At 70.3% G+C, this 24,364-nt stretch carries 31 protein-coding genes and 1 riboswitch; of the genes, 13 read left to right on the forward strand and 18 right to left on the reverse strand.

Translation table 11 applies throughout. The features are described 5' to 3' along the window. Nucleotides 1-305: 305 nt before the first annotated feature. Nucleotides 306-500 carry a DUF397 domain-containing protein gene (locus tag ACGFK0_RS26375; protein ID WP_358455957.1) on the reverse strand — a complete coding sequence of 65 codons (195 nt, stop codon included), beginning with the start codon at nt 498-500 and terminating at the stop codon, nt 306-308. Further along, nucleotides 497-1,309: a helix-turn-helix transcriptional regulator gene (locus tag ACGFK0_RS26380; RefSeq protein WP_392909287.1), complete on the reverse strand. Its 813-nt coding sequence runs from the start codon at nt 1,307-1,309 to the stop codon at nt 497-499. Before ACGFK0_RS26380 ends, ACGFK0_RS26375 begins: the two co-directional genes overlap by 4 nt. A 136-nt stretch (nt 1,310-1,445) precedes the next feature. Here ACGFK0_RS26380 and ACGFK0_RS26385 point away from each other — a divergent pair, with 136 nt between their 5' ends. Continuing rightward, complete coding sequence (locus ACGFK0_RS26385; protein ID WP_392909786.1) at nt 1,446-1,838, forward strand: ATP-binding protein; 393 nt, start codon at nt 1,446-1,448, stop codon at nt 1,836-1,838. A gap of 23 nt (nt 1,839-1,861) precedes the next feature. On the opposite strand, the gene ACGFK0_RS26390 is transcribed toward ACGFK0_RS26385, so the two are convergent. The 5 genes from ACGFK0_RS26390 to ACGFK0_RS26410 form a co-directional block, all read right to left on the reverse strand. Continuing rightward, the gene (locus ACGFK0_RS26390; protein ID WP_392909289.1) at nt 1,862-2,599 is read right to left on the reverse strand and encodes a LarC family nickel insertion protein; all 738 of its coding nucleotides are present in this window, start codon (nt 2,597-2,599) and stop codon (nt 1,862-1,864) included. Beyond that, nucleotides 2,596-3,216, reverse strand: coding sequence for a nickel pincer cofactor biosynthesis protein LarB (gene larB / locus ACGFK0_RS26395; protein WP_392909291.1), 621 nt, complete (start codon nt 3,214-3,216; stop codon nt 2,596-2,598). Before larB ends, ACGFK0_RS26390 begins: the two co-directional genes overlap by 4 nt. Then, on the reverse strand, nt 3,213-3,896 hold the full coding sequence (locus ACGFK0_RS26400; protein ID WP_392909293.1) for an AIR carboxylase family protein: 684 nt from the start codon (nt 3,894-3,896) through the stop codon (nt 3,213-3,215). The genes larB and ACGFK0_RS26400 overlap by 4 nt, the downstream gene beginning before the upstream one ends. Next, on the reverse strand, nt 3,893-4,750 hold the full coding sequence (gene larE, locus ACGFK0_RS26405; RefSeq protein WP_392909295.1) for an ATP-dependent sacrificial sulfur transferase LarE: 858 nt from the start codon (nt 4,748-4,750) through the stop codon (nt 3,893-3,895). Before larE ends, ACGFK0_RS26400 begins: the two co-directional genes overlap by 4 nt. Nucleotides 4,751-4,905: 155 nt before the next feature. Beyond that, nucleotides 4,906-5,199 (reverse strand): hypothetical protein, encoded by a 294-nt coding sequence (locus tag ACGFK0_RS26410; protein ID WP_392909297.1) that lies wholly within the window; start codon nt 5,197-5,199, stop codon nt 4,906-4,908. A gap of 134 nt (nt 5,200-5,333) precedes the next feature. On the opposite strand from ACGFK0_RS26410, the gene ACGFK0_RS26415 reads away from it, so the two are divergent. Then, nucleotides 5,334-6,041 (forward strand): HEAT repeat domain-containing protein, encoded by a 708-nt coding sequence (locus ACGFK0_RS26415; RefSeq protein WP_392909299.1) that lies wholly within the window; start codon nt 5,334-5,336, stop codon nt 6,039-6,041. 71 nt (nt 6,042-6,112) lie between these two features. Here the strand turns inward: ACGFK0_RS26415 and ACGFK0_RS26420 are convergent, their stop codons facing one another. From ACGFK0_RS26420 to ACGFK0_RS26435, 4 genes are all read right to left on the reverse strand, one after another. Continuing rightward, entirely contained in the window at nt 6,113-7,234 is a 1,122-nt protein-coding gene (locus tag ACGFK0_RS26420; protein WP_392909301.1) for a hypothetical protein, read from the reverse strand. A 167-nt stretch (nt 7,235-7,401) separates the two neighbouring features. Continuing rightward, entirely contained in the window at nt 7,402-7,560 is a 159-nt protein-coding gene (locus tag ACGFK0_RS26425; protein WP_392909303.1) for a hypothetical protein, read from the reverse strand. Between the two features lie 77 nt (nt 7,561-7,637). Further along, entirely contained in the window at nt 7,638-8,828 is a 1,191-nt protein-coding gene (locus tag ACGFK0_RS26430; protein WP_392909305.1) for an MFS transporter, read from the reverse strand. A gap of 32 nt (nt 8,829-8,860) precedes the next feature. Beyond that, complete coding sequence (locus tag ACGFK0_RS26435; protein ID WP_392909307.1) at nt 8,861-9,790, reverse strand: EamA family transporter; 930 nt, start codon at nt 9,788-9,790, stop codon at nt 8,861-8,863. Nucleotides 9,791-9,896: 106 nt separating this feature from the next. Between ACGFK0_RS26435 and ACGFK0_RS26440 the strand changes: the two genes are divergently transcribed. After that, the gene (locus ACGFK0_RS26440; RefSeq protein ID WP_392909309.1) at nt 9,897-10,397 is read left to right on the forward strand and encodes a MarR family winged helix-turn-helix transcriptional regulator; all 501 of its coding nucleotides are present in this window, start codon (nt 9,897-9,899) and stop codon (nt 10,395-10,397) included. 38 nt (nt 10,398-10,435) lie between these two features. On the opposite strand, the gene ACGFK0_RS26445 is transcribed toward ACGFK0_RS26440, so the two are convergent. Together ACGFK0_RS26445 and ACGFK0_RS26450 are read right to left on the reverse strand one after the other, a co-directional pair. After that, nucleotides 10,436-11,431, reverse strand: coding sequence for a ribonucleotide-diphosphate reductase subunit beta (locus ACGFK0_RS26445; RefSeq protein WP_392909311.1), 996 nt, complete (start codon nt 11,429-11,431; stop codon nt 10,436-10,438). A 23-nt stretch (nt 11,432-11,454) separates the two neighbouring features. Then, on the reverse strand, nt 11,455-13,809 hold the full coding sequence (locus ACGFK0_RS26450; RefSeq protein ID WP_392909313.1) for a ribonucleoside-diphosphate reductase subunit alpha: 2,355 nt from the start codon (nt 13,807-13,809) through the stop codon (nt 11,455-11,457). Nucleotides 13,810-13,933: 124 nt separating this feature from the next. Continuing rightward, a riboswitch (cobalamin riboswitch) is annotated at nt 13,934-14,153 on the reverse strand. A 106-nt stretch (nt 14,154-14,259) separates the two neighbouring features. Between ACGFK0_RS26450 and ACGFK0_RS26455 the strand changes: the two genes are divergently transcribed. The 6 genes from ACGFK0_RS26455 (at nt 14,260) to ACGFK0_RS26480 (ending at nt 19,461) form a co-directional block, all read left to right on the forward strand. Next, nucleotides 14,260-14,898, forward strand: coding sequence for a hypothetical protein (locus ACGFK0_RS26455; protein ID WP_392909315.1), 639 nt, complete (start codon nt 14,260-14,262; stop codon nt 14,896-14,898). A gap of 79 nt (nt 14,899-14,977) precedes the next feature. Continuing rightward, nucleotides 14,978-15,121 (forward strand): hypothetical protein, encoded by a 144-nt coding sequence (locus ACGFK0_RS26460; protein ID WP_392909317.1) that lies wholly within the window; start codon nt 14,978-14,980, stop codon nt 15,119-15,121. 19 nt (nt 15,122-15,140) lie between these two features. Beyond that, nucleotides 15,141-15,770, forward strand: coding sequence for a copper resistance protein CopC (locus tag ACGFK0_RS26465; RefSeq protein WP_392909319.1), 630 nt, complete (start codon nt 15,141-15,143; stop codon nt 15,768-15,770). A gap of 74 nt (nt 15,771-15,844) precedes the next feature. Continuing rightward, a complete protein-coding gene (locus ACGFK0_RS26470) occupies nt 15,845-16,615 on the forward strand; it encodes a group II truncated hemoglobin (protein WP_392909321.1) in 771 nt (256 codons plus the stop codon). A gap of 126 nt (nt 16,616-16,741) precedes the next feature. Beyond that, nucleotides 16,742-18,868, forward strand: a complete 2,127-nt coding sequence (locus tag ACGFK0_RS26475; protein ID WP_392909323.1) for an MMPL family transporter — start codon at nt 16,742-16,744, stop codon at nt 18,866-18,868. Next, nucleotides 18,865-19,461, forward strand: coding sequence for a TetR family transcriptional regulator (locus ACGFK0_RS26480; protein WP_392909325.1), 597 nt, complete (start codon nt 18,865-18,867; stop codon nt 19,459-19,461). Before ACGFK0_RS26475 ends, ACGFK0_RS26480 begins: the two co-directional genes overlap by 4 nt. 71 nt (nt 19,462-19,532) lie before the next feature. Here ACGFK0_RS26480 and ACGFK0_RS26485 read toward each other — a convergent pair whose 3' ends face one another. Continuing rightward, nucleotides 19,533-20,531: an NADPH:quinone oxidoreductase family protein gene (locus ACGFK0_RS26485; RefSeq protein ID WP_358456011.1), complete on the reverse strand. Its 999-nt coding sequence runs from the start codon at nt 20,529-20,531 to the stop codon at nt 19,533-19,535. A gap of 112 nt (nt 20,532-20,643) precedes the next feature. Here ACGFK0_RS26485 and ACGFK0_RS26490 point away from each other — a divergent pair, with 112 nt between their 5' ends. Next, nucleotides 20,644-21,270 carry a TetR/AcrR family transcriptional regulator gene (locus tag ACGFK0_RS26490; protein ID WP_358456013.1) on the forward strand — a complete coding sequence of 209 codons (627 nt, stop codon included), beginning with the start codon at nt 20,644-20,646 and terminating at the stop codon, nt 21,268-21,270. A 40-nt stretch (nt 21,271-21,310) separates the two neighbouring features. On the opposite strand, the gene ACGFK0_RS26495 is transcribed toward ACGFK0_RS26490, so the two are convergent. The 4 genes from ACGFK0_RS26495 to ACGFK0_RS26510 form a co-directional block, all read right to left on the reverse strand. Beyond that, nucleotides 21,311-21,823 carry a transcriptional regulator gene (locus ACGFK0_RS26495; protein ID WP_392909328.1) on the reverse strand — a complete coding sequence of 171 codons (513 nt, stop codon included), beginning with the start codon at nt 21,821-21,823 and terminating at the stop codon, nt 21,311-21,313. Between the two features lie 424 nt (nt 21,824-22,247). Further along, nucleotides 22,248-22,442, reverse strand: coding sequence for a DUF397 domain-containing protein (locus ACGFK0_RS26500; RefSeq protein WP_392909330.1), 195 nt, complete (start codon nt 22,440-22,442; stop codon nt 22,248-22,250). Nucleotides 22,443-22,444: 2 nt separating this feature from the next. Further along, nucleotides 22,445-22,648 (reverse strand): DUF397 domain-containing protein, encoded by a 204-nt coding sequence (locus ACGFK0_RS26505; RefSeq protein ID WP_392909332.1) that lies wholly within the window; start codon nt 22,646-22,648, stop codon nt 22,445-22,447. Further along, nucleotides 22,645-23,439: a helix-turn-helix domain-containing protein gene (locus tag ACGFK0_RS26510; RefSeq protein WP_392909334.1), complete on the reverse strand. Its 795-nt coding sequence runs from the start codon at nt 23,437-23,439 to the stop codon at nt 22,645-22,647. The genes ACGFK0_RS26505 and ACGFK0_RS26510 overlap by 4 nt, the downstream gene beginning before the upstream one ends. Before the next feature lie 209 nt (nt 23,440-23,648). On the opposite strand from ACGFK0_RS26510, the gene ACGFK0_RS26515 reads away from it, so the two are divergent. Genes ACGFK0_RS26515 through ACGFK0_RS26525 form a run of 3 tightly spaced genes read left to right on the forward strand, consistent with a single transcriptional unit; the run spans nt 23,649 to nt 24,357 of the window. Beyond that, a complete protein-coding gene (locus ACGFK0_RS26515; RefSeq protein ID WP_358456028.1) occupies nt 23,649-23,849 on the forward strand; it encodes a hypothetical protein in 201 nt (66 codons plus the stop codon). Continuing rightward, entirely contained in the window at nt 23,846-24,160 is a 315-nt protein-coding gene (locus ACGFK0_RS26520; protein WP_358456030.1) for a hypothetical protein, read from the forward strand. The genes ACGFK0_RS26515 and ACGFK0_RS26520 overlap by 4 nt, the downstream gene beginning before the upstream one ends. Further along, nucleotides 24,157-24,357, forward strand: coding sequence for a hypothetical protein (locus tag ACGFK0_RS26525; RefSeq protein WP_392909337.1), 201 nt, complete (start codon nt 24,157-24,159; stop codon nt 24,355-24,357). The genes ACGFK0_RS26520 and ACGFK0_RS26525 overlap by 4 nt, the downstream gene beginning before the upstream one ends. Nucleotides 24,358-24,364: the final 7 nt, after the last annotated feature.

The following is a 24,364-nucleotide window of genomic DNA, read 5'->3' on the forward strand; positions in this document are numbered from 1 at the left end:
TCTGGCGCCGCTGACCCGCGCCCCACCGAGCACGGGTACCGCCGGCCAACGACGTCCGGCGGTGCCCGAATCCCTTCCCACCGGCTTTACGGCGGAGCACACTCCGAAAGTTGGCATGCTGCTGTCACTGGTGCGAGGAGCGGCCGACTTCACGGTCTTGATATGGAGGTCGGCGAGACGGGACGCCCTGCCCCCCGTTCCCTAGCTCGTGCACAAGCGCCCCGGCGCCTTCCTCATGTGGCGCCCGGGGCGTGCCGCGTTCTGATCGGCAACTGAGGACCACGCCACAAGTCCGGCCGTGTTCATCAGGCCCTGTCGAACGCCCCTTCCTTGATCGCCTGCAACAGGCTCCCGAACTGGACCCGGTTCACGACAAGCCGCCCGCAGTCCGGACTCTTGGAGTCTCTGACTCCGACTCCCTCGGGCAACACAGCCACCTCGACACATGCCTCATCGGTCGCGCTTCCGCTGCGGGTGCTCTTGCGCCAGTGGATCGTCATGAGAAACCTTCCATGATCTCAACGACCAGGGCGCTGGAAGCGTCCTCGCTCAACGCCTTCGCCCCGATCATCTCGAAATCTACGGCGAGCTCCCGCACTTCAACAGGATCTTGGACCAATCGCCCACCATGGAACGCGCCGATGTAGGCGACGTCAGACTCGCGGCTCATGACCTGGAACGGCCCGTTGAGGCCGATATGCGCGCCAACCTCGCGGGGGACGATGCGGGTGATCACATCTGATCGCTCCCCCAGATCAAGAAGATGCTGGAGCTGCGCTTTCATCACATCGAAGCCACCCACTGGACGATCTATCGCGTCCTCATCCAGCAGGACAAGGAGGACGGGCGGCTTCGGGCGCTCGAAGATCGCGTCCTGCCGAGCGACGCGCGCCGCCAGCGCACGGTCGACGTCTTTGACGCCCGCCACGGTAAGGAACGCTCGGGCGTAGTCATCTGTCTGCAATGGGACGGGTATGACCTGCCCCTGGTAGATCCGGATGATTTCGGCCTTCGATTCGTACTCGGTGTACTGCCGGAACCAATCCGGATCATGGGATGTGTTCGCGAAGAAGATCAGCAACTCGAACATATGCGGGGTGTTGTACCGCGCATCGAGCTTCCTGGCCTGGTCATCGCCGAGCTTGAGCCTGCCCGCCTCGATGTTGGAAACAGTCGAACGAGCAGCGTTAATGATCTCGCCACACTGGGCCAGCGAGAGACCGTGTTTCTCGCGCTCAAAGCGCAGGGCATATGCCAGAAAGTGCCAGAGCGAGATCTTGGGGTCGAGGGGATCTCTGACGCGGGCCACGCAACCTCCCGTGTTTCCGGTTTTCGGAGATACACAAGAAGATAGCTCCAGTTGCCCAATCCTTGGAGGAGAAACAAGGAAACAGCACCCGAGAGGCTCGACCATGATCGCAACCCCCGACTGCCTGCTGATCCCCATGCTGGCGTCAAAGGCTGCCCCCGGCCTTGCTCGCACTCTGACGCGATCGCGACTTAATAAATGGGGTTATGTGCATATTTCAGACGATGCATTCCTGATCGCCTCGGAATTGATCACTAACGCCGTGGTGGCCACGCCCGGCAAGGAGATCCGCTACCAGTGCAGCCGAGACGAACACGGCGTCCTCATCGCCGTGTGGGACGGGAGCCCGACTCGCCCCCGAGTGCGCCCCCAGATCGACATGACGCTCAACACGCTCGATGTCTCCGAAGACCACTGGGACGACAACGGCGGCCGGGGCCTCCCGATCATCGCGGCCCTCGCCACCAAGTGCGGCCACACCCCCGACCCAACCGGCGGCAAGTGGGTCTGGGCCCGCCTCAAACCCTGATCTCACCGCACCGGCTCTCCGCGTTATGGTCCCGGGGGGACCTCGCCGAGGACGGCCTGGGTGACGTTGGGGAAGTCGCCGAAGATCTTCGTTCCGGCGCCGAAGCCGTTGGCGGTGACGGTCATCGCGGGCATCGGGCCGAACTCGGCCGCGAGGGTGACCAGGAGCGCCGTACCGGTCGGGGTGGCCATCTCGGCGTCGATGTCGTGCCCGTGGATGGGCGCGCGTGCGCGGGCCAGCAGTTCGACGACCGCGGGGCCCGGGTTGGGGATCAGGCCATGCCGGCACCGGATGAAGCCGCGTCCGACCGGGACCGGCGCGGCCCGAACCTCGTCCACGCCGAGGGTCTCCAGCGCGGCGCACGTCCCGACGATGTCGACGATCGCGTCGTGCCCGCCGACCTCGTGGAAATGCACGTCCTCCGGGGGGAGCCCGTGCACCCGTCCCTCCGCTTCGGCGAGTGTCCGGAACACCGCGAGCGCGCGGTCCCGCACGCGCCCCGGCAGGGGCGCGGACCCTACGAGGTCTTCGATGACGGCGTGCGTCCGGGACACGGCGTCGTCCTCGACGCCGACGATGGCGCGGGTGGCCGCGATGCCGCGCCGCGACACCTGCTCGGCGTCCAGGGACCAGCCGGGGACGTCCAGGCCCTTGAGCATGGCGCGCACCTCGTCCAGCTCGGCGCCCGCGTCGAGCAGCGAACCGAGGGCCATGTCGCCGGCGACCCCGGCGAAGCAGTTGAAGTAGGCGACCGTCTTCACGTCATCAACCTCCGCGCCAGCACTGCGGCCCCGAGGCCGTCGTCGATTCCGGTGACGGCCAGGCCCGGCGCCCCCGAGGTCAGCAGCGCCGCCAGGGCCGCGAGTCCGCCTTCGGAACTGCCGTAGCCGACGCTGGTCGGGACCGCCACCACCGGGCGGGACGACAACCGCGCCACGACCGACGGCAGCGCGCCGTCCATGCCCGCCACGACGATGAGGAGCCGCGCCAGGTCGAGGTCGTCCCGCACGGCGAGCAGGCGGTGCAGCCCCGCCACGCCGACGTCGGCCGTCAGCGTGGCGGGCAGGCCGAACGTGTGCGCCGCGACCATCGCCTCCTCCGCCACCGGCAGGTCGGCCGTCCCCGCCGAGACGACGGCGACCGGCAGCGGCACCCGGGAACAGGGGCGGGGCCGCGGACGGGTCAGCACCACGAGCCCGGACCGCGGATGATGGACGGCGTCGGGCGCGGCCTCCCGCGCGGCCTCGTACTGGTCCCGCGACGCCCGCCGCAAGAAGGCGGCCTCGGCGTCGCGGGCGAGCAGTTCCTTGACTCGCTCGCGCACCTGGTCCGGGTCGAGGCCGCCGGCGTCGGCGGCGGCGACGATCGCGTGGCTCACACATCCTCCCGTGGTCCGCCGGGGCGCGTGTTGTGGAGGTGGGCGGCGTATCCGGCGCCGTACCCGTTGTCGATGTTGACCGCGACGACGCCCGGCGAACAGGCGTTCAGCGCCGACAGCAGCGCGGCCCGTCCCGGCAGGTCGCCGCTCGCCGACGTCGGAAGCGCGATGACCATGCGGTCCACCAGCCCGGACACGAGCGTCGGCAGGGCCCCGCCCGTCCCGTCGGCGACGATGAACACCTCGGGTCCGTCCTGCTCGTGAAGCCACCCGGGCAGGGCGGCGGGATCGTGCACGGGTGCGTCATAACGCCGCATCACCCGGCTCCCCATCGCCTCCGCGACCAGCGCCGCCTCCTCGGCGGCGGGCTCGTCCTCGGGCCGCCCGCACACGACCTCGACCCGTCCGGCACCACCCCGCGCGACCGGTGACAGAACGGCCAGCCGGGCACGCTCGTGGACCACCGTCCCGGGGAACGCCGTCCGCAGCGCCAGCAGGGTCCGAGCCGGCGCGCGGGTCGCGAGCACGTTCGTCGCGCCCGCACGGGTCAGGCTTTCGGCGATCGCGACGACCTCCGCCGTCGTCTTGCCCTCGCAGAAGACCGCCTCCGGGTGGCCGCGGCGCCGCCCCCGCCCGATGTCGACCCGGGCGAAGCCCAGCTCGTCGACCTCGGCGGTCATGTGGCGGCCGCCCGCACGCGGGGAAGGCCGAGCACGGCGTTGTGGCTGCCCTGCCGGTACGGTTCGAGATCCAGAGTCACGTACCGGAACCCGGCGTCCTTCAGCAGGGCGGCGATCTCGGACGCCCGCTCGGCGGCACGCGCGATATCGGCCGCCTCCACCTCGATCCGCGCCAGGTCGCCGCCCTGGTCGCGGACGCGGAACCTCCCGCCGAACCCGGCCCGCCGCAGCGCGTCCTCGGCGTCCTCGATCCGCCGCAGCGCCTCCCGCGTGACCGGCACGCCATAGGCGAGACGCGACGACAGGCACGCGGACGCCGGCTTGTCGGACGTGGGCAGCCCCAGCCCGCGGGCGGCGAGCCGCACGTCGGCCTTGCTGAGCCCCGCGTCCACCATGGGGAACCGCGCCCCCATCCGGCGGGCCGCGCTCTGACCGGGCCGGTGGTCGCCGAGGTCGTCGGTGTTCACGCCGAGCAGGACGGGCCAGTCCCCCGCCTCCGCCGCAACCGCGTTCAGCACCGAGACCAGGGCCTCCTTGCAGAACCGGCAGCGGTCGGCGCGGTTGGCCGCATACCGCTCGTCGTCCATCTCGTCGGTCGTCACCACCCGGTGCCGCATCCCGAGCCGCGCGGCCTGCGCACGCGCGTCCGCCAGCTCCGTCCGGGCCAGCGACGGCGAGTCGGCGGTCACCGCGACGGCCCGCTCTCCCAGCTCCCGATGCGCGAGGTAGGCCAGCAGTGAACTGTCCACACCGCCCGAGTAGGCGACCACGGCACCCGGCAGCGAAGCAAGCGCCCTGCGCAGGGCCGTGACCTTCGACGTGTCCGGGAGCCGCGAAACGGGCCTGTCGGCCATGGATTCTCCTTCGGCGTAGTCCTCCGCCTCGTGACGCTAGGCGCGAAGGAGCCGCCCCGAATCCGTCATCCGACGGGCGACCTCCCCCGGCTTCGGCACGTCGGCAGAACGAAGGGCCCGCTCCAGAGAGGAGCAGGCCCTTCGCGGACACTCGTTCAGTGGCGGCGGCCACCACGCAGCCGCGCCAGCAGGCTGCGCGCCTTCTCCTGATTACGCGGATCGTTCACGAACCGCTCCGCCCTCGCACGCGCCTTCTGCGCCTGGGGGCTCCGCGCGGCCTGCTCGGCCTTGGCACGCGCCTTATGCGCCTGGGGGCTCCGCGCGGCCTGCTCGGCCTTGGCCCGCGCCTTCTGCGCCTGCGGGCTCCGCGCCGCCTGCTCCGCCTTGGCACGTGCCCTCTGCACCTGAGGCCCCCGCGCGAACCGCATGATCCGATCTATCAACGCCATGGTGATCCTCCCTACCCCTCTACACCCCAACGACCACTCACCACCGAAAGTTCAGAGCAGGGGCACCCGGCCCAAGGCGGCGCGGCGGTCCGATCGCGTGGCGGACCCGGAGCGTTCGCGGCAAGATGGCGGGCATGTCGCTTCTGGCCCAGTTGATCCACCTGCTGCCCGGGGAGGATCCAGAAGAGGACCGGGATCTCGATGACGAGTTCGACAAGATCACCGAGTTGACCGGCATGCTGATCGACGGCGCCGATCTCACGCTGGTCCCCGAACTGGAGGGACACCTGGAGACCTTCCTGGAGCGGAAGGACTTCTACGGGCGCGACGTGATCGGGGAGGTTCTGGCGGGCATCGCCGGCGTGGACGCGCTCCCGGTCCTGCTGCGCGCCGCGGCCCGGGACCTGGGGGACGACCAGGACACCTTCCTGGCGATCATCTGCGACCTCCTCGAACAGGACCCCGCGCGGGCGCGTCCGGCGGTGCTCGACCTGGTCGACGCCGATGACGGCGAACTGCGCGCCACAGGCGTCTGGGCCCTGGACTTCATCGTCTCCGACGAGGACCTTCCCCGGGTGACGGCCGCGCTCAAGGATCCGCATTTCCGCGTGCGGTCCGCGGCGGCGGGTCCCGCCGGTATGCTCGCCCGGCGGCTCCCGGAGGCCATGGACGCGATGGCCGCCGCGCTGAAGGACCGCGACCCTCAGGTGCGGATATCGCTGCTCAGCGCTCTCGGCTACACCAGGTCCGCCGCCGCGGTCCCGCACGCCATACGGCTCCGCAACGACCCGGACCGCCGAGTGCGCGAATGGGCCGCCATCGCCTTGAACCAACTCCCCTGACAGCACGGATCGCGGTGATCCGTTCCGGCCGAGGTACTCATGCCGGGTGTCGGCCTTCGGCAGAGGTGAGGTCAGCCGAGGTGGCCGCCGTCGCCGGTGTCGATGTCCACACCTGCCGTGGTGAAGGTCTGGCGGACCGTTTCGACCATCTCGGCGGACATGTAGTGGCGGCGAAGGTCCAGGCGGGTGAGGCTCCGGAAGGCGTCGGCGGTCAGCAGCGTCCGCGCGCCCGCGTCGGTGACGGCGCTGCGGGACAGGTCGAGGGTGTGGAGCCGGGGCAGCAGAGGCGAGGCCGCCAGTTCTTCGACCATCTCGTCGGCGAACGTGAACTCGCGCAGGCCCAGATGGCGCAAGCGCGGCATCGTCTCGCTCCCGAACAGCAGGCCGAACGCCTCCCGCTCGCCCGGATCCGGTTCATCGGCCATCTGCTCCTGTGACCACACCTCCAGATGTTCGAGGGCGGGAAGCGCGCTGCCGGCGAGGCCGATGACTTCGTCGTCCATCAACGCGCCATGGAGCGCGAGGCGGCGCAGGCGGGCGTGATCGGCCACGCGGATTCGCAGCGAGAGGAAGGCGCACGCGGTGAGCTCTTCCAGCCGGGGGAAGGCCTCCAGCAGCGCCGCCACGTCGACGTCCTCGCAATGGTGCTGCTGGCCGGTGTCGATCTCCCCGACGTACAGAGCGCGCAGATTCGGAAGGTCCGCAGCACGCCGCGCCAGCGCCTGGACGGCGTCGGGCAGCGCCTCCTCGTTGCTGGACGGGTCCTTCGCGGGCGCGGAGAAGGTCCGCCCCCTGTTCGGGGCGACCGGCTCTTCTCCGTCGTCCTCGACCTGGAGGTGGTCGACGGTGCCGCCGATCACCAGCGTGGTGATCGCCTCGCCGGGCACTTGCCGTAGGAGCCATTCCAGGTGGTCATCGGCGTAGCGGTGACCGTCGTCCTCCCAGGACACCAGGGGCAGCCACCACGCGACCGAACCCGGGTCGCCGAGCGCCGCGGCCAGGCGCGTGGCGTCACGATCCTCATCGGGCTCAAGATGGGGCGGGACGGCCGCGCCAAGGCGGTCCAACGCCTTCGCCGCGTCCCGCCGCAGGTTCCAGCTGCTCTGCGTGGGCACCGCGTCCAGCACGGGCAGACCGCCGAACTCGACGATCTGGGTCAGCGGCAACGAAACAATGACGATCTCGGTGGTCATGAGGAGGTCTCCGGGGCTGCGCCGTCCGCGTCAATGGATCACGCTTAGGCGGGTATCGGCACTCCGCGGTTCCCGGGATCCGCGAGCATGACACGGGGCTTCGGCACGGCGAAGGCCCGCCCCGGGGTGGGGACGGGCCAGTTCGGCGATTGGTTGGGGGCCGAGGGTCAGTGGCGGGCGCCGCCGCCGCCGCGGAACTTGCCGAGCAGGCGGCGGGCCTTGGCCTGGGTACGCGGGTCACGGGCCATCCGCTGGGCCCTGGCCCGCGCCTTCTGGCCCTGCGGACTCCGGAGAAACCTCTTGATCCGGATGACGATGGAAGCCATCTTCTTCCTCCTCGGCCTAGCGGTACCCAGTTAACGCGTGCCCTATCCGGAAAGTTCGGCCCGCGCCGTCCGCAGGGTCACGTCCTCCGGGCGGAGCGGACGGCGAGGAAGGTCATGGCGGTGAGGAGCGCTCCGAACCACAAGACCGCGGTGGTGGACGCGCCGTCGACGACGAAGCCGCCGAACAGGGCGCCTACGGCGATGGCGAGGTTGAACATGACGGTGTTGAGAGCGGTGGCGGGTTCGGCGTGGTCGGGTGCGGCCTTGAAGATCCACATTTGGACGCCGACGGGGACGCCGCCGAAGGCCAGCCCCCACAGGATCAGGAAGGCGATGCCGGTCACGGGGGTCGCGCCGGCGAGGGGGAAGAGTGCCAGGACGGCGGTGAGCAGGACGCCGCCGGCGACGATGGTGGCGCGGACGTCGCGTCCGGCGGCGGCTCCGGCGACGAAGGTGCCCGCGACGCCGGCGACGCCGAACACGAGCAGCACCGGGCCGATGAGGCCCTCGTCGATGCCGGAGATCTCCTGGAGGATGGGGCTGATGAAGGTGTAGGCCGCCATGTGGCCGCTGACCAGCAGGAAGGTGGTCAGCGTGGCGGCGCGCACGATCGGGTCGCGCAGCAGCCCGAGCAGGGTGCCGAGCCGGATGGAGCCGGCGGCGGGGATGGCGGGCAGCAGCACGAACAGTGCCGCGAGGGCCAGGAGTCCGAGGCCGGCCAGGGTGAGGAACGCGATGCGCCAGTCGGTGAGGCCGCCGATCAGGGTGCCGGCCGGGACACCGAGAACGCTGGCGGCGGTGGCGCCGCCGAAGGCGATCGAGGTGGCGCGGGCGACCTGACCATCCGGGACGAGCCGGACGGCGATGCCGGCGGCGATTGCCCAGAACCCGCCGATGCTGATCCCGACCAGGAAACGCGACGCCAGCAGGATCGGGAAGCCGGGGGCCAGGAACGACAGCACGTTGGCCACCACCATCAGGCTGATCAGGCCGAGGAGGACGACCCGGCGGTCGATGCGTCCGATCGCCACCGGGACCAGCAGTGCGCTCGCGGCGGCGACCAGGCCGGGCACGGTGACCATCAGGCCCGCGGTGCCCGTGGATATCCCGAGGTCGCCGCCGACGGAGGTGAGCAGGCCCACGGGCAGCTGTTCGGCCGTCACGACGAGGAACGTCCCGACCGCGACCGCCGCGACGGCCAGCCAGCGCTTGAGGGACACGTGTTCGGAGACGGGTTCGGTGGTGGCGGGTGCGTCGATGTGGTTCATGGTTCTCGGCTCCAGGTTCGGCGAGTCGGGTCTCAGGCGGCCAGCTCGGCCGTCGGCGTCCGGGCCGGTGGGGGCTGCACGGCCGGGGTGGGCGGGGTCTTCGCGGGGGTCTGGCCGAGCAGGGTGCCGCCGAAGGCGATGGCCATGCCCAGCAACTGGAGCGGGGTGAGGGCCTGGCCGAGGGCGACCCAGCCGATGACGGCCGCGGACAGCGGGCTCAGCAGGGTAAGGAACGCGACCGAGGTGGCGGGGAGGCGGGAGATGCCGCGGAACCAGATCCAGTACGCGAGGGCGGTGCCGACGACGCCGAGGTAGAGGTAGCCGGTGACGGCGCGGCCGTCGAGTGCGGGCGGGGCGCCCTCCACGAGCAGGGCCACCGGGGCGAGCAGCACGCCGCCGACCGTGAGCTGCCAGCCGGTGAAGGTCAGCAGGCTCACCCCGTCCGGCCGGCCCCAGCGTTTGGTGAGGACGGTCCCCGCGGCCATGGACGCGGCCCCGGCGAGCCCGGCGGCGATACCGATGGTGTCGAGGGTCACGTCGGAGCGCACGACCACCAGGCCGACCCCCAGCATCCCGGTGAACCCGGCGAGGATCTTCCGCCCGGTGGGACGTTCGGACAGCAGGGTGGCGGCGAAGGCGAGCACGAACAGCGGCCCGACCGCGCCGAGGACGGCGGCGACGCCGCCGGGAAGCCGGTAGGCGGCGAGGAAGAGCATCGGGAGGAACACGCCGATGTTCAGCGCACCGAGTATCGCGGACCGCCATATCCACACACCGCGGGGCAGGACCCGGGTGATGGCCAGCAGCGCCAGCCCGGCGGGCAGCGCCCGCAGCAGCGCGGTCAGCAGGGGACGGTCGGGCGGCAGCAGCTCGGTGGTGACGATGTAGGTCGATCCCCAGACGATGGGGGTGAGCGCGGTGAGCGCGACCGTCCCGGAGGCGCGCGATGAGGTACTGGACATCTCGTTGCCTTCCCGTCGATAATCTCAATGCTGAGATAATGCCCGAGATGAGATTCAACGTCAAGTAGATGAACGTTAAGATTTATCCGGAGGGAGAGGATCGGCGATGAGCGATGCGGTGGACCAGGTGCTGGAGCAGTGGAGGCGGGAGCGGCCCGACGTCCCCGTCTGGCCGATGGGGATCATCGGGCGGATCTCCCGGCTGTCGCTGCTGCTGGAGCGCGAGCTGAAGGAGTTCTTCGGTGCGCACGGGCTGGAACGGTGGGAGTTCGACGTGCTGGCCACGCTGCGCCGGTCCGGCCCGCCCTACGAGCTGACGGCCGGGGCCCTGAACAAGGCCGCCATGGTGACCTCCGGGGCGATCACCAACCGGATCGACCGGCTGGCGGCCAGGGGCCTCGTCGAACGGATCCGGGACGACGGCGACCGGCGGTCGGTGCGGGTCCGGCTGACCGAGCCGGGGTGGACCTTGATCGAGGAGATCCTCCTACTGCACGTGGCGAACGAGGAGCGCATTCTGGGAGCGCTCCGGACGGAGGAGCGGGATCACCTCGCGGGTGCGCTGCGCGAGCTACTGGAATCGCTCGGCGACACGTCCCTGATGTAGGACGTGCCGCCGGAGCGGTCAGCGGACGGGCGGTTCGGTCAGAAGGCCTCGTCCAGGGCGACGTCGCCCTCGACGCCGATCTGGTAGGCCGAAACGCGGCGTTCGAAGAAGTTGGACAACTCCTGGACGTCCTGGAGCTCCATGAACGCGAACGGGTTCGCGGTGCCATAGCGGACGGGGAGGCCCAGGCGGACCAGGCGCTGGTCGGCGACGTATTCGAGGTAGGCGCGCATGTCGTCCGCGCTCATGCCGAGCAGGCCGTCGCCGCACAGGTCGCGGGCGAAGTCGAGTTCCGCCTGGACGGCCTCTTCCACCATGCGAGTGACCTGGTCGGTCAGGTCGGCGTCGAACAGTTCGGGTTCCTCCGCGCGGACGGTGTCCACCACGGAGAACGCGAACGCCATGTGCATGCTCTCGTCCCGGAAGACCCAGTTCGTTCCGGACGCGAGGCCGTTCAGCAGGCCGCGGGAGCGGAGCCAGTACACGTAGGCGAACGCGCCGTAGAAGAACAGGCCCTCGATGCACGCGGCGAAGCAGATGAGGTTGAGCAGGAACGCCCGGCGGTCGGCGGCGGTACGCAGCTCGTCCAGTGAGCCGAGTGTGTCGATCCAGCGGAAACAGAACTCCGCCTTGGAGCGGATCGACGGGATGTGCTCGATCGCCGCGAAAGCCTTGGCGCGCTCGTCCTGATCGGGCAGATAGGTGTCCAGGAGGGTCAGGTAGAACTGAACGTGGACGGCCTCCTCGTACAGCTGCCGGGACAGGTAGAGCCGGGCCTCCGGAGCGTTCACGTGCTTGTAGAGGTTGAGCACCAGGTTGTTCGCCACGATCGAGTCTCCGGTGGCGAAGAACGCGACCAGGCGGTTGACGAGATGCACCTCGGCGGGCGTGAGGCGGGCGAGGTCCACGAGGTCGGACGCGAGGTCGACCTCCTCGACCGTCCACGTGTTGCGGATCGCGGCGCGGTAGCGCTCGTAGAAGCCGGGGTAGCGCATGGGCCGCAGGGTCAGGTCCATACCGGGGTCGAGCAGCATGCCGCTTCCTTCTGTTCGCGCGCTCACTGGCACGCCTCGCAGGTCTCGGGGTTCTCCAGGGAGCACGCGGCCCCAGCGGTCTGCGTGCCAGTGGTCTGCGTGCCAGTGGTCTGCGTGCCCGCGGTCTGGGCGACGGTCGTCTGCGCGATCCGGGTGGCCGGGCGGGAGCGCAGGTAGTAGGTCGTCTTGAGGCCGCGCCGCCACGCGTAGGCGTACATCGAGGAGAGCTTGCCGATGGTCGGCGTCTCCATGAACAGGTTCAGCGAGTGGGACTGGTCGATGTACGGGGTGCGAGCGGCGGCGAGGTCGATCAGAGCCTTCTGCGGCAGTTCCCAGGCCGTCCGGTAGAGGGTCCGCATCTCGTCGGGAAGGCCGGCGATGCCCTGGACGGAGCCGTTCGCCCTCTTGATCGCCTCGCGGACCGGCGGCGTCCAGAGGCCGAGCGACTTCAGGTCGTCCACCAGGTAGCCGTTGATCTGCAGGAACTCCCCGGACAGCGTCTCGCGCTTGAACAGGTTGGACACCTGCGGCTCAATGCACTCGTAGCAGCCCGCGATCGACGCGATCGTGGCGGTCGGCGCGATCGCGATCAGCAGCGAGTTGCGGAGCCCGACCTCGGCGACGCGCGCCCGCAGCCGCTCCCATTCGGCGGGACGGGTCGGCGCCGCGTCCGGGAAATGGTCGAGGTGGAGCCGGCCGCGGGCCGTGCGCGTCCGGTCGTAGGCGGGCAGCGGTCCGTGCGCGGCGGCCAGGTCGGCGGACGCGTCGTAGGCCGCCAGCGCGATCGCCTCGGAGATGCGCGTCGACAGCTCGCGGGCCTCCGGCGAGTCGAACGGCAGGCGGAGCGTGAAGAAGACGTCGGCCAGGCCCATCACGCCCAGGCCGATCGGCCGCCACTTGCCGTTCGCCGCCTCCGCCTCGGGCGTCGGGTAGAAGCCGCGGTCGATGGTGCGGTCCAGGAACCGGACGGCGGTGCGGACGGTCGCGCGGAGCCGCGCCCAGTCCATGCCGGACGCGCCGACGTGCGCGGCCAGGTTCACCGACCCGAGGTTGCACACGGCCGCCTCACCGTCGCTCGTCACCTCCAGGATCTCCGTGCACAGGTTGGAGAGGTGGACGGTCTCCCCCGGTTCGGCGGTCTGGTTGCAGGCGCGGTTGGCGGCGTCCTTGAACGTCATCCATCCGTTGCCCGTCTCGGCGAGGGTCCGCATCATCCGCCCGTACAGCTTGCGGGCCGGGATCTGCCGGACGTACCGGCCCTCCTTCTCGGCCGTCCGGTACGCCGCGTCGAACGCGTCGCCCCACAGGTCGGCCAGCTCGGGGACCTCCTTCGGGTCGAACAGCGACCATGTCGCGTCGTCCTCGACGCGGCGCATGAACTCGTCCGGGATCCAGTTGGCGAGGTTGAGGTTGTGGGTGCGGCGCGCGTCCTCGCCGGTGTTGTCGCGCAGCTCCAGGAACTCCTCGACGTCGGCGTGCCACGGCTCCAGGTACACGCACGCCGCGCCCTTGCGGCGTCCGCCCTGGTTGACGGCGGCGACGGACGAGTCGAGCGTGCGCAGCCACGGGACGATCCCGTTCGAGTGCCCGTTGGTGCCGCGGATCAGCGAGCCCCGCGACCGGACCTTCGTCCACGAGATCCCGATGCCGCCCGCGTACTTGCTGAGCCGCGCGACCTGCCCGTACCGCTCGTAGATCGACTCCAGCTCGTCGCGCGGCGAGTCGAGCAGGAAGCAGGACGACAGCTGGGGGCGCCGGGCGGCGGAGTTGAACAGCGTCGGCGAGCTCGGCAGGTACGACAGCGTGCTGAGCAGGCCGTACAGCTCGGCGGCATCGTCCACGGTGTCGGCGAGGCCGCACGCCACGCGCAGGAGGAAGTGCTGGGGGCGTTCGAGGACGAGCCGTGTCCGCGGATGCCGCAGCAGGTACCGGTCGTAGAGGGTGCGGAGCCCGAAGTACTCGAAGCGGTCGTCGGCCGGCTCGTCGATGAGGGCGTTGAGCGCCGGCGCGTGGGCGGCGGCGAACGCGGCCGGGGCGTCGGCCAGGAGGCCTTCCCGGTGCGCGGCGGCGACGGATTCGGCGAACGTCCGGACACCGGCGGCGGCCGCCTCGTCCCGGATCCTGGTGCCGAGCAGCCGCGCGGCGACCCGGGAGTAGCCGGGTTCGGCGGGCACCAGCGCGCCGGCCTCGCCGATCGCGAGGTCCCGCAGCGCCGCCGCGTCCATCCCGCCGGAGGCGCGGACGGCGGCCAGCACCCGTCCCGCGTCGGCGCCCGGTACCCCGTCGCAGGCCGCCTCGACCTCGGCGGCGATCTCCGCCTCGGCGGTGATCTCGGCGGGCGGCGCCGGTGCCGGCGGCGCGGCCAGGTCCTGTGTCACGTGCTTCTCCCCTCGCAAGCCGCCTCGCGGAGGCATGCGAACGGGACGCGAGCCGTCCCCACCGGGGCACGCCGCGCTCCGTCCCCGGCCCACCCGCGAAGCCTGGACGTGTCGGTCCGGGACGCGTCCCGGACACCGTGCGGGCAGGTCTTCGGACTCGCGGGCGCCGCCTCTTCCGAGGCGTCCTACTGGCCGTCGCTTCCCGGGCCGCGTGGGCCCAGTGCTTCATGACGGCGGTCGTTCCCGCTCACCGCTGCGGGGCAGTCCCGGACTCGCACCGGGTTCCCTCTCGCGTCGCCCCCGCCGCGAAACGGCGGGGGCGAACCAGCACGGGATTGAACCCTACATCTAGATGACGATCTTTGCGCAACCCCAAGATGTTGGGCGGGTCTGAAAGGTGGCAAGGGGCGGATGCGTGGACGGCGACCCGGGTGGGAGGATGGTCGCGCCATGTCCCCGCATGCCCCGCACTCCGCTCTGCGAACCGCCCGCGCGGTGGTGTTCGCCACCGTGTGCGTCACGCTTGCGATCACGGGGCACGTGCTCGCGTCGGGGACGGTTGCGGCCTGGGCGGCGGTCGCGGGATTCTGCGCCGTGCTGGGCGTGACGTTCATGCTGGTCGGCCACGAACGCTCGCTGGCGACGATCCTCGGCGGCCTCCTCGGCGGCCAGTTCGCTCTGCACGCCCTGTTCACGGCCGCGTCCGAGCCGATCCAGCGGCACTCGGCGGAGATGCACGCGGCGATGGGCGGGGCGGCGCCGGCCGGTCCGGACGTGATGCTGCCGGTCGCGCACGGCACGGGCGGGACGGCGATGACGCTCGCGCACACCGTGGCCGCGCTGGTGGCGGCGTGGTGGCTGCGGCGCGGCGAGCGGGCCGCATGGTCGCTGGCCCGGCGGGTCGCCGCCATGGCGGACCGCCCGATCCGGCTCCTGGTCGCCCTGCCGGCCGTTGAACCCGCGGCGCCTCCGCGCCGTACCCCCGTGGTACCGGCGTCGGCCGCCGTCATGGCCATCGGCCGTGTGCTGCGGCACCAGGTCCTCCGGCGGGGTCCCCCGCCGCGTTCGAGGGCGCTCGCCCGCATCTGAGGCGAGCGCCGTACGTCACCGGACGCCGATTCAGCGGCGTTTCCGGCTTCTTCTCGTACGACTCGAACGGAGTTCCGTCATGTCCTTCGTCCCGCATGCCCGCAGGGTGGGCGCGGTCGCTTCCCTGTCCGCCATATCCGTGCTCGGGCTGGCGACGGCCGCGTCCGCGCACGTCACCGCCAACCCGAAGACCGCCGAGAAGGCGTCGGCGGACTCGGCCTGACCCGCGCCCGGAGCCGGGCATGACCCACCTCGAAAGGAATGCCGAGATGCACACCTTCACGCACCCCGTCATGAACGCCGTGAGGCGGTCCGCGGCGGGCGCCGCGGCCGCGGGGCTGGTACTGGCGATGTCCGCGGCCCCGGCGTCCGCGCACACCGCGCTGACGTCCGCCGACCCGGAGGAGGATTCGACGGTCAAGGCGCCGTCCCAGATCGTCCTGACGTATTCGGAACCGGTGCGGCTGCCGCGGGTGATCGTGACGGACGCGTCCGAGAAGCAGGTCCAGTCCGGGGAGCCGCGCGCGGTCGACAACAAGGTCACGCAGCGGCTCGGCGGCACGCTGCCCAACGGCGAGTACACGGTGGCCTGGCGTGTCGTGTCCGCGGACGGCCATCCTGTGCAGGACGCCTACACGTTCACCGTGGAGGGCTCGCCCGCCAAGGCGCTGGGTGACGCAGCCGGCGACTCGCCCGGTGCCGGCGCCCAGCCCCCGGCCGGGTCCCCCGAGTCCTCCCCGGCGAACGCCACGTCCGCCGAGGATTCGGGCACCTCGTCGGGCTGGCTGTGGATCGGGCTGATCGGGCTCGTCATCGCGGGGGCCGCCGGCGCGGTCGCGTGGCTGCGACGTTCAGCGGCGCCCAAGAGTTGATCATTTCGCTACCGGTCGGGTGATTACAGGATTACTGTGATTACCCGACCGGTTTGCATCCCCTGGGGGCCCGAATGATCGTCGAGTACATCCGCTACCGCATCGACCCGCCGTCCATCGAAGACTTCGAGGCCGCCTACGCGCGGGCGTCCGCCTCCCTCGCCGCCGCGCCCCAGTGCGTGGACTACGAACTCTCCCGGTGCGTCGAGGAGCCGTCCGTCTACATCCTGCGCATCGGCTGGACGTCCGCCGACGACCACATGAAAGGCTTCCGGGGCGGCGAGCACTTCCCCGCGTTCTTCGCCGAGATCAAGCCGTACGTCCAGGCCATCGAGGAGATGCGGCACTACGAGCGGACGTCCGTGCGCGGCGCCGGCTCGTCCGTCCCGACGATGTACGCGTGGGCGGGCGGCGGCGAGGCGCTCGAACGGCTCACCGAGGTGTTCTACACCAACGTGCTGAAGGACGACCTGCTCAGGCCGCTGTTCGAGCACATGGCCCCGGACCACCCGAAGTGGGTCGCGATCTGGCTGGGCGAGGTCTTCCGCGGCCCCGAGCGCTACAGCGCGGAACGCGGCGGCTACCACCACATGATCCGGCACCACCTCCGCAGGGCCATCTCCGAGCCGCAGCGGCGCCGCTGGGTCTCCCTTCTCATGGACGCCGCGGACGAGGTCGGCCTCCCCGACGACCCCGAGTTCCGCGCCGCGTTCACGTCCTACATCGAGTGGGGCACCCGTATCGCCCTCGCCAACTCCCAGCCGGACGCGAAGCCGCCCCTGGAAGCCCCGATGCCGCACTGGGACTGGGGCGTGGCCCCGCCCTACATCCCGTCCCAGCCCTGATCCACAACCCTTACGTGCCGTCCTCCCAGCGTGGGAGGGCGGCACGTTCGCGTTCTCGGGAGGACGTTGACAGGAAACGCTAGTTGACTAATACTTCCTATTCAATCGCAAAAGGGAGTGACTGTCATGGCGGTGTACCTGTCCAGGCTGGGCCGGTTGTGCTTCCGGCGGCGCCGGCTCGTCGTCCTGCTGTGGGCCGGGCTGCTCGTGGTCACCGCGTTGGGCGGGGCGTTCCTGTCCGAACCGGCCCCGGAGACGTTCTCGGTGCCCGGCACCGAGTCCCAGCGTGCGAACGACCTGCTCAAGGAGCGGTTTCCGCAGGTCGCCACCGACGGGGCCCGCGCCCGGGTCGTCTTCGCCGCCCCCGCGGGGACCTCGCTGAACGAGCCCGCGAGCCGGACCGCCGTGGAGCAGGCCGCCGCCCGGATCAAGGACGCGCCGAAGGTCGCCGGCGTCAGCGGACCCGTCGTCTCCCAGGACGGCCGGGTCGCGCTGGCCGAGGTCGGCTACCGCGTCCCCGAGTACGAGCTGACCGATGCGGACCGGAACGCGCTCGGGGAGGCCGCCGCGATCCGCGGCGTCCGCGTGGAGATGAGCGGCGACGCCGTGGCGCCCCCCGGGGAGGGTGCGGGCGAACTGCTCGGCGTCGCGGCCGCCGCGATCGTCCTGCTCGTCACGCTGGGGTCGCTCATCGCCGCCGGGCTGCCGCTGCTCACCGCCGCCACCGGAATCGTCATCGCCCTGTCGCTGATCAGCGTGACGTCCGCGTTCATCGAGCTGAGCTCCGACACCCTGGCTCTCGCGCTCATGCTCGGCCTCGCCGTCGCGATCGACTACGCGCTGCTCATCATCTCCCGCTACCGCCAGGAGGTCCTGGACGGACGGCAGCCCATCGACGCCGCCGGTCAGGCGGCGGGCACCGCCGGGTCCGCCGTCGTGTTCGCCGGGCTGACGGTCATCATCGCGCTGGCCGGGCTCGCGGTCGTGAACATCCCCGTCCTGACCCAGCTCGGCCTGGCGGCCGCGTTCACCGTGGCGGTCGCGGTGCTCGTCGCCCTGACGCTGCTTCCCGCGCTGCTCGGGTTCGCGGGCCACCGTGCCCTCGCCCGCCGCCGTCCCGCCGCGGCGGCCGGGCGCCGCTGGGGACGGCTCGTCACGTCCCGTCCCCTCCCCGTGCTCGCCCTCGCCGCCGGCGGGCTGCTCATCGCCGCGGCACCCGCGCTGGACCTGCGGCTGGGACTCCCCGACGACGGCACCGCTCCGCCCGAGACGACCCAGCGGCAGGCGTACGACCTGCTCGCCGAGAGCTTCGGCCCCGGAATCAACGGCCCCCTCATGCTCGTCGTGCAGGCCCCGCGAGACACCGAGGCCGCCGCCGAACGCGTCGCGCGGGACGTCACGTCCCTGGACGGCGTCGCGGCGGTCGAACCGCCCATGCTCAACCCGGCCGGCGACACGGCCCTGATCGGCGTCGTTCCCACCGGCGGGCCGACCAGCGAGGCCACCGAAGACCTCATCACCACCATCCGGGACCGGTTCGCCGCCCGCGACGGAGCCACGGTCGCGGTCACGGGGCAGACCGCGATCGACATCGACACCTCCGAGAAGCTCGCCGGCGCCCTGGTCCCCTACCTGGCCGTCGTCGTCGGCCTCGCCTTCGTCCTGCTGACGCTCGTGTTCCGCTCGATTCTGGTGCCGCTGAAGGCGACGGCGGGCTTCCTGCTCAGCGTCGCCGCGACGTTCGGCGCGGTCGTCGCCGTGTTCCAGTGGGGCTGGCTGAACGGTCTTCTGGGCGTCCACTCGTCCGGCGTCATCGTCCACCTGCTCCCGGTCATGCTGATCGGCATGGTGTTCGGGCTGGCGATGGACTACCAGGTCTTCCTCGTCACCCGGATGCGCGAAGAACACGTCCGGGGCGCGTCCCCCACCGACGCCGTCGTCGCCGGTCTCGGGCACGGCGCCCGTGTCGTCACCGCCGCCGCCGTCATCATGATCAGCGTGTTCGCGGGGTTCATGCTGTCGGACACGCCCATGGTGCAGTCGTTCGGTTTCGCGCTCGCCGCCGCCGTCCTCTTCGACGCGTTCCTCGTCCGCATGACGATCGTCCCCGCCGTCATGGCGCTGCTCGGCCGCGCCGGCTGGTGGCTGCCCTCCCGCCTGGACGACGTCCTCCCGCACGTGGACGTCGAAGGCGAACGCCTCCACGACCGGACGCCACCGGCGCCAGTAGGCTCCTCGTCCAGGACGGGGTGACGAAAGGCTGGGCGATGGCGTCGAAGCAGGGCCTGCGGGAGCTGAAGAAGGCCAGGACCCGCGCCGCGATCCAAAGGGAAGCCCTGCGGCTGTTCACCGAGCGCGGCTACGACGCGACGACCGTCGAGCAGGTCGCCCACGCGGCGGAGGTCGCGCACACGACCGTCTTCCGCTACTTCCCCACCAAGGAAGACCTGGTCGTCACCGACGAGGCCGACCCGGTGTTCTATGAGGCGCTGCGCACCCAGCCACCGGAGCTGACGCCGATCCAGGCACTCCGCGCCGCCATCCGCGACGTACTCGGCGCCTTCTCCGAGGACATCGCCACGGCGCGCGAGCGGACCGTCCTCATCCTGTCGGTCCCCGCGCTGCGCGGCGCCGCCTTCGGCAACTACCTCGAGACCATGCGCGCCGTGACCGCCATCCTCGCCGAACGCGCGGACCGCGGCCCGGACGACGTCACCGTCCGCACCCTCACCGGCGCGGCCTTCGGCATCATGCTCGACATCATGCTCCGCTGGTCCGAAGACCCGTCCCTAGACCTCCCCCAGTCCCTGGACAAAGCCCTCGCCACCCTCGACCCCGACCACTGAGCCATCAGACGGTGGTCGGTGCCCTCCTCGGAAAGCCGAGGAGGGCACCGACACCTGGCGTCACGGTCTGTTCAGGGCAGCAGTGCCAGCTTGCCCACGGTCGCCCGCGCCTCCAGCTCCGCGAGTACTTTCGGCCCCTCGGCCAGCTCATGCACGGCCGGCCGGCCAGGACCGAGCACCCCCGCTGCGAGGAGCCCGGACAACTGGCCCATGACCTCGCCGAATATCTGCGGTGCGGCCTGGATCAGGGTGCCGATGTTCAGGCCGATGACGTGGATCTGGTGCTTGTAGACCAGTTCCCAGTTGGTGATCGCGGCTTCGCCGCCGGCCACGCCGTAGACGACGACCCGGCCGGTGACCCGCTTGGTCGCGGCCAAGCTGGCGCCCAGGGTGGCGCCGCCGACCGACTCCAGTACCAGGTCGGCGCCCGCGCCGCCGGTCAGCCGCAGGACCTCGGCGGCGATATCGCCGCCGCGGGAGTCGATGACGTGGTCGGCGCCCAGCGCCCGCACCACCTCGTGCTTTCCTGGCGAGGCCGTGCCGATCACCGTTGCGCCGTAGTGTTTGGCCATCTTCACCGCGGCCTGGCCGGTCCCGCCGGCCGCGGCGTGGATCAGCACGGTCTGCCCAGCGGTGACGCCGCCCAGCGGCTTGAGCGCCGCCAGTGCGGTCGGCCAGTTCACGACCAGGCCCAGGGCCTGCTCGTCGGCCCAGCCCGTCGGCACCGGGACCGCGGCGTCCGCGGGCAGCACCATGTACTCGGCGAAGGCGCCGCCTTTGACGCCGACGCCGATGACGTGGGCGCCGGGCTCCAGGTCCGTCACCCCCTCGCCCACGGCGGTGACCTCACCGGCGCCCTCGATTCCCGCCAGATACGGCGGCCGCGGTCCGTCTGCGAACGTGCCAAGGGCCTGTGAGATGTCGACGAAGTTGACGCCGGCGGCGGTGACGCGGATCAGCACCTCACCCGGGCCAGGGCTCGGTACCGGCGCGTCTGTGATCAGGCGTAGATCCTGTGGGCCGTTCAGCGACGTCTGCTGCAAGGCGCACATGGTGGACGGGACGCTCACGACGATCGGCTCCCTCTTTATTTATCGAACGACAAACAAAGCGTGGCATGACACTGCAACGCGGGTCAACGTAAACTTGATCGAACGACAAAGAAGTCCGGAGGGACGCTGGATGGCTGCTCGCGGCAGGCCGCGCACATTCGACCCCGACGTCGCCCTGCGCAAGGCGCTGGCTCTGTTCTGGGAACGGGGCTACGAGGGCACCTCGCTCAACGACCTGGCCCAAGCCATGGGAATCGCCTCGGCCAGCATCTACGCCTGCTTCGGGAGCAAGGAGGATCTGTTCCGCAAGGTCATGGCGCTCTACGGCAGAACCTCAGGCGAGCCGCCCAGGCGCGCGCTGCGCGAACAGCCGACCGCACGCGCCGCGATCCACGCCATGCTGCGCGCTACCGCCGATGAGATAACACGCCCGGACACGCCGCACGGCTGCATGCTCATCCTGGCCGCGCCCACCGGCGCCGTAGAGAACCACGCGATCCGGGAGTTCCTAGCCGACCTTCGGTTCGACATGCTCAGCACCATCAAAGACCGGCTCGCCCGCGGCGTCACCGACGGTGACCTCACCCCGCCGGCCGTCGGCCTCGACGCCATCGCCCGCTACTACACCACCGTCGTGCAAGGCCTATCCGTACAAGCCCGCGACGGCGCGAACCGCGCCGAGCTGGAAGAGGTCATCACCTGCGCGATGGCCGCCTGGGACACGCTCACCTCCGCACCGTCACACCCAGTGAGCTAGATGACCACCGGCAGCCGCAGATTCGACCGGGACGAGACCGTCACCGACCTGTACGGCAGCGACGAACACCCGACGGTGACTTCGATTTCGCCGACGCGGCCGATGCCCAGGCCGACTTCGCGACATATGCCCGCGAGGTTGATCTGGCACGCCAGGCGGCGGCGGGGCCGGTCACGGAACGAGGAATTCCCGGAAGGGGCGGCATCCTTGCGCTCGACCCCATCGCCTGATGGGCCGTCAGGCGGTGGGCGGTGGCTGGGGGACGACCCGAGCGGCGGCGACGATCCGTTCCAAGGCCGCCGCGTGGCGCCGGAACGCCTCGCGCCCCTGCGGGTGAGCCGGACATGGGTGCGCCGCACGGCCCCGTCCCGCCCTTCCTGACGGTGACGTAGCCGGCGTTCGCGAGCGCCGTGATCTGCTTGGAGAGCGCAGAGTCGCCGGTCCCGACGCTGTCGCGGATGAAGGCGAACTCGGCCCAGTCCGCCGGGGCCAGCAGCGCGACGATCGACAGCCGCGCCGGAACATGCAGGAATTCGTCGAAGCCCGCGTCCATCGCTACCGGACGACCTGCTCGTAAGCCCGGCGCACCGGGCGGGTCGACGCGATGCACCCGAGGGCCGTCGCGGCACCCGCCATCGTGTAAGGCGCCGGCGGGCTTTCGACGGACGGACGCGCGGGCGTACCCGACGGCGAGCACCCCGAGGATCAGGCCGTCCCCGAGCAGCACGGCGACAAGGTCCCAGGGATCCGGTAGATCGAACGACGCGAAGCACGATGAACAGCCCGAGCGCGACAAGCAGCACGCTCGGGCGCGAGGTGCCCTGGCGGATGTACTCGTTCCGGGTTCTGTCCTGAAGACGACGGATCTCGTCGAGCGAAGCGCGAGCCTCATCAGGGTTCATGACACCTCCCGAGCTACTTTCCCCAGAGGAAAGTTGAGCCCCAGCCACCATCCGGCCAGGGCTCGCAGGGGGACGTCAGGTCAGGTCGTGCGCACCGGACTTGATGCCGCCGGTGAACGCGTCCCAGGCGGCCGGAGAGAACGCCAGCTTCGGCCCCTCCGGATCCTTGGAGTCACGCACCCCGACCATGGACGGGAGGCTCGCCACTTCGACGCACTCACCGCCCTCATGAGCACTACGGCTACTCTTGCGCCAGTGGACGTTTCGCATGATCACATCTTGTCGTGCACGCCGGACTTGATCTCGCTGGTGAAGTTGCTCCAGGCGGATGGAGAGAACGTGAACTTCGACCCCTCTGGGTCCTTAGAATCACGCACTCCGACCGTGGTGGCCAGGTCTGCCACCTCAACGCAGTCGCCACCCTGATGGTCGCTGTGGCTGCTCTTACGCCACCTGACGTTCTGCCCGTTGTTCATAGGTTCTCCAACACGGTCCTGATCATGGCCCGCGACTCCACTACGGGGAGCGCATGACCTCGGAGCATCTCCCAGCGTAGAGCGAAGCCCGCGACTTTGTCGTGCTGCTGGATCAGCGTTCCAACTCCCGCCGACTCCGAATAGGCGACGTCAGAGCCGTCGAAACTGAGGATTGTGAAGCTCCCACCAAGTCCGGCGTGGTAGCCGACGTCCTGTGGCACGACGTTGACCATGATGTTGGGACGCTCACCAAGTTCAAGCAGGAACTCCAGCTGCCCCTTCGTGACTTCGGGGCCGCCAACCATGCGGCGCAGCACGGTCTCGTCCAGTGTGAAGCACACGAAGGGAGGAGGGTCGCGCAAGAGTAGAGCCTGCCGTTCCATACGTTGCGCCACCAGTTCCTCGACATCGGCGGCTATATCGTCGCTAAGTATAGACCGAGCGTATTGATCGTTTTGGAACAGGCCATTCACGAGGAGGGCCGAGAAGACACGGACCGAGGACGCTTTCTTCTCACGCTCGGCGTACTCAGCAAAACCCGGGGGCAGCGAAGTCTGGAGTTCTACCTCGTTGATGAGTTTCCAGTGGCGGCGGAAGTAGTCTCCCGTCTTGAAGTAGGTGTCGAGGTCCTCGGCGCTCTGCTTGGAGACCTTGCGGCCGCTTTCCATGGTGCTTATCCACTGCGGGGTGCAGCCGAGTGCGTCCGCCAGCTCCTTGCCGGTGAGACCGGCCTCCTCGCGCTTGCGGCGGAGTTCGGTGCCGAAGAAGATGCGCGCTCGATTCTCGCTCATGGGAGCCTCCGGGGGATTAACCAGCGGGCGCTGGTTGAGGTGATCTTGGCTCGGCTTGACCGGCAGTGTGAAACGGTCACTAGCTCCCTTTTACCTAGCCTGTGAGTCTGATCGCAAGTCTTTTCGACGCTGCGACGGACAACGAGGTCTTCGACATGGCAAAGAAGCCGGTATCAACTAATTCCGAGAAAGTGAGGGGAATGCCCCTCATGTCCGATTGGTATGGGGAACCGTCGGACGACGGGTTCGTCGCGCACCGGATCGCCGAGCTGAGCGAATACCAGATGTCGAACGGCTGCCTGGCCGAAGTCCAGGCCAAGGACGAGGGCGAATTGTGGTTGCTGTGCGATGCGCAGACCCGGCTGTCCGAGCGGGTCGCCGTCGCCGAGTCCACGAGGAGGCGGCCGTGAGCGTCCCCGAGCACGAATCCCCGGCGGTGGAGTCCTACGTCCGGCTGCAAGTCCTCGGGATGCACCTCAAGGCGCATGGGTTCACGATCCATCACGTGGCCGGTGGCCTGGTCGTCCGCAACGTGACCTCTACCGCGCGGGGCCTCTGCGGGGGTGGGGGCGTGTCCGGCGACACCGTCGCGTGCCTTCCACACGACGGGGACGGAGGCCGCTATTGGTTCTTCACGTCCTGGCGGCAGCCCATCGCGGAGTGCGAGCGCATCACCGACGCCCTGGTCGTGATCAAGGGCTATCTGGGAGCCCCGGATTGAAGCCCGCCGACGATGGGGCATGGCGGCTGGACCCGGCGTCCTACCTCGCCGCGTTGAGGCGCGAGTTTCCGGGGTTCGGCATCATCGCCGACCCGGAACGTCCGATCTGGATCGCGGTCCGGGGCAACGACGTGTTCATCAGGGCGTCGGACGGCCCGGTTCTCCGACGGCGCCTTCTCGAGTTGTCCGGGCACTGACGCCAGG

The sequence above is a fragment of the Spirillospora sp. NPDC048823 genome (genome assembly GCF_043198445.1).
Lineage (GTDB): Bacteria > Actinomycetota > Actinomycetes > Streptosporangiales > Streptosporangiaceae > Spirillospora.

Coding starts and splice junctions, on each gene's coding strand:
- ACGFK0_RS26500 (WP_392909330.1), bottom strand. CDS start 22,442: ATGCGAAACGTCCACTGGCGCAAGAGTAGCCGTAGTGCTCATGAGGGC.
- ACGFK0_RS26505 (WP_392909332.1), bottom strand. CDS start 22,648: ATGAACAACGGGCAGAACGTCAGGTGGCGTAAGAGCAGCCACAGCGAC.
- ACGFK0_RS26435 (WP_392909307.1), bottom strand. CDS start 9,790: ATGTCCAGTACCTCATCGCGCGCCTCCGGGACGGTCGCGCTCACCGCG.
- ACGFK0_RS26460 (WP_392909317.1), top strand. CDS start 14,978: ATGTCCTTCGTCCCGCATGCCCGCAGGGTGGGCGCGGTCGCTTCCCTG.
- ACGFK0_RS26440 (WP_392909309.1), top strand. CDS start 9,897: ATGAGCGATGCGGTGGACCAGGTGCTGGAGCAGTGGAGGCGGGAGCGG.
- ACGFK0_RS26515 (WP_358456028.1), top strand. CDS start 23,649: ATGTCCGATTGGTATGGGGAACCGTCGGACGACGGGTTCGTCGCGCAC.
- ACGFK0_RS26375 (WP_358455957.1), bottom strand. CDS start 500: ATGACGATCCACTGGCGCAAGAGCACCCGCAGCGGAAGCGCGACCGAT.
- ACGFK0_RS26495 (WP_392909328.1), bottom strand. CDS start 21,823: ATGGACGCGGGCTTCGACGAATTCCTGCATGTTCCGGCGCGGCTGTCG.
- ACGFK0_RS26490 (WP_358456013.1), top strand. CDS start 20,644: ATGGCTGCTCGCGGCAGGCCGCGCACATTCGACCCCGACGTCGCCCTG.
- larE (WP_392909295.1), bottom strand. CDS start 4,750: ATGGCCGACAGGCCCGTTTCGCGGCTCCCGGACACGTCGAAGGTCACG.
- ACGFK0_RS26455 (WP_392909315.1), top strand. CDS start 14,260: ATGTCCCCGCATGCCCCGCACTCCGCTCTGCGAACCGCCCGCGCGGTG.
- ACGFK0_RS26415 (WP_392909299.1), top strand. CDS start 5,334: ATGTCGCTTCTGGCCCAGTTGATCCACCTGCTGCCCGGGGAGGATCCA.
- ACGFK0_RS26425 (WP_392909303.1), bottom strand. CDS start 7,560: ATGGCTTCCATCGTCATCCGGATCAAGAGGTTTCTCCGGAGTCCGCAG.
- ACGFK0_RS26385 (WP_392909786.1), top strand. CDS start 1,446: ATGCTGGCGTCAAAGGCTGCCCCCGGCCTTGCTCGCACTCTGACGCGA.
- ACGFK0_RS26470 (WP_392909321.1), top strand. CDS start 15,845: ATGATCGTCGAGTACATCCGCTACCGCATCGACCCGCCGTCCATCGAA.
- ACGFK0_RS26465 (WP_392909319.1), top strand. CDS start 15,141: ATGACCCACCTCGAAAGGAATGCCGAGATGCACACCTTCACGCACCCC.
- ACGFK0_RS26430 (WP_392909305.1), bottom strand. CDS start 8,828: ATGAACCACATCGACGCACCCGCCACCACCGAACCCGTCTCCGAACAC.
- ACGFK0_RS26445 (WP_392909311.1), bottom strand. CDS start 11,431: ATGCTGCTCGACCCCGGTATGGACCTGACCCTGCGGCCCATGCGCTAC.
- ACGFK0_RS26400 (WP_392909293.1), bottom strand. CDS start 3,896: ATGACCGCCGAGGTCGACGAGCTGGGCTTCGCCCGGGTCGACATCGGG.
- ACGFK0_RS26420 (WP_392909301.1), bottom strand. CDS start 7,234: ATGACCACCGAGATCGTCATTGTTTCGTTGCCGCTGACCCAGATCGTC.
- ACGFK0_RS26510 (WP_392909334.1), bottom strand. CDS start 23,439: ATGAGCGAGAATCGAGCGCGCATCTTCTTCGGCACCGAACTCCGCCGC.
- ACGFK0_RS26475 (WP_392909323.1), top strand. CDS start 16,742: ATGGCGGTGTACCTGTCCAGGCTGGGCCGGTTGTGCTTCCGGCGGCGC.
- ACGFK0_RS26410 (WP_392909297.1), bottom strand. CDS start 5,199: ATGGCGTTGATAGATCGGATCATGCGGTTCGCGCGGGGGCCTCAGGTG.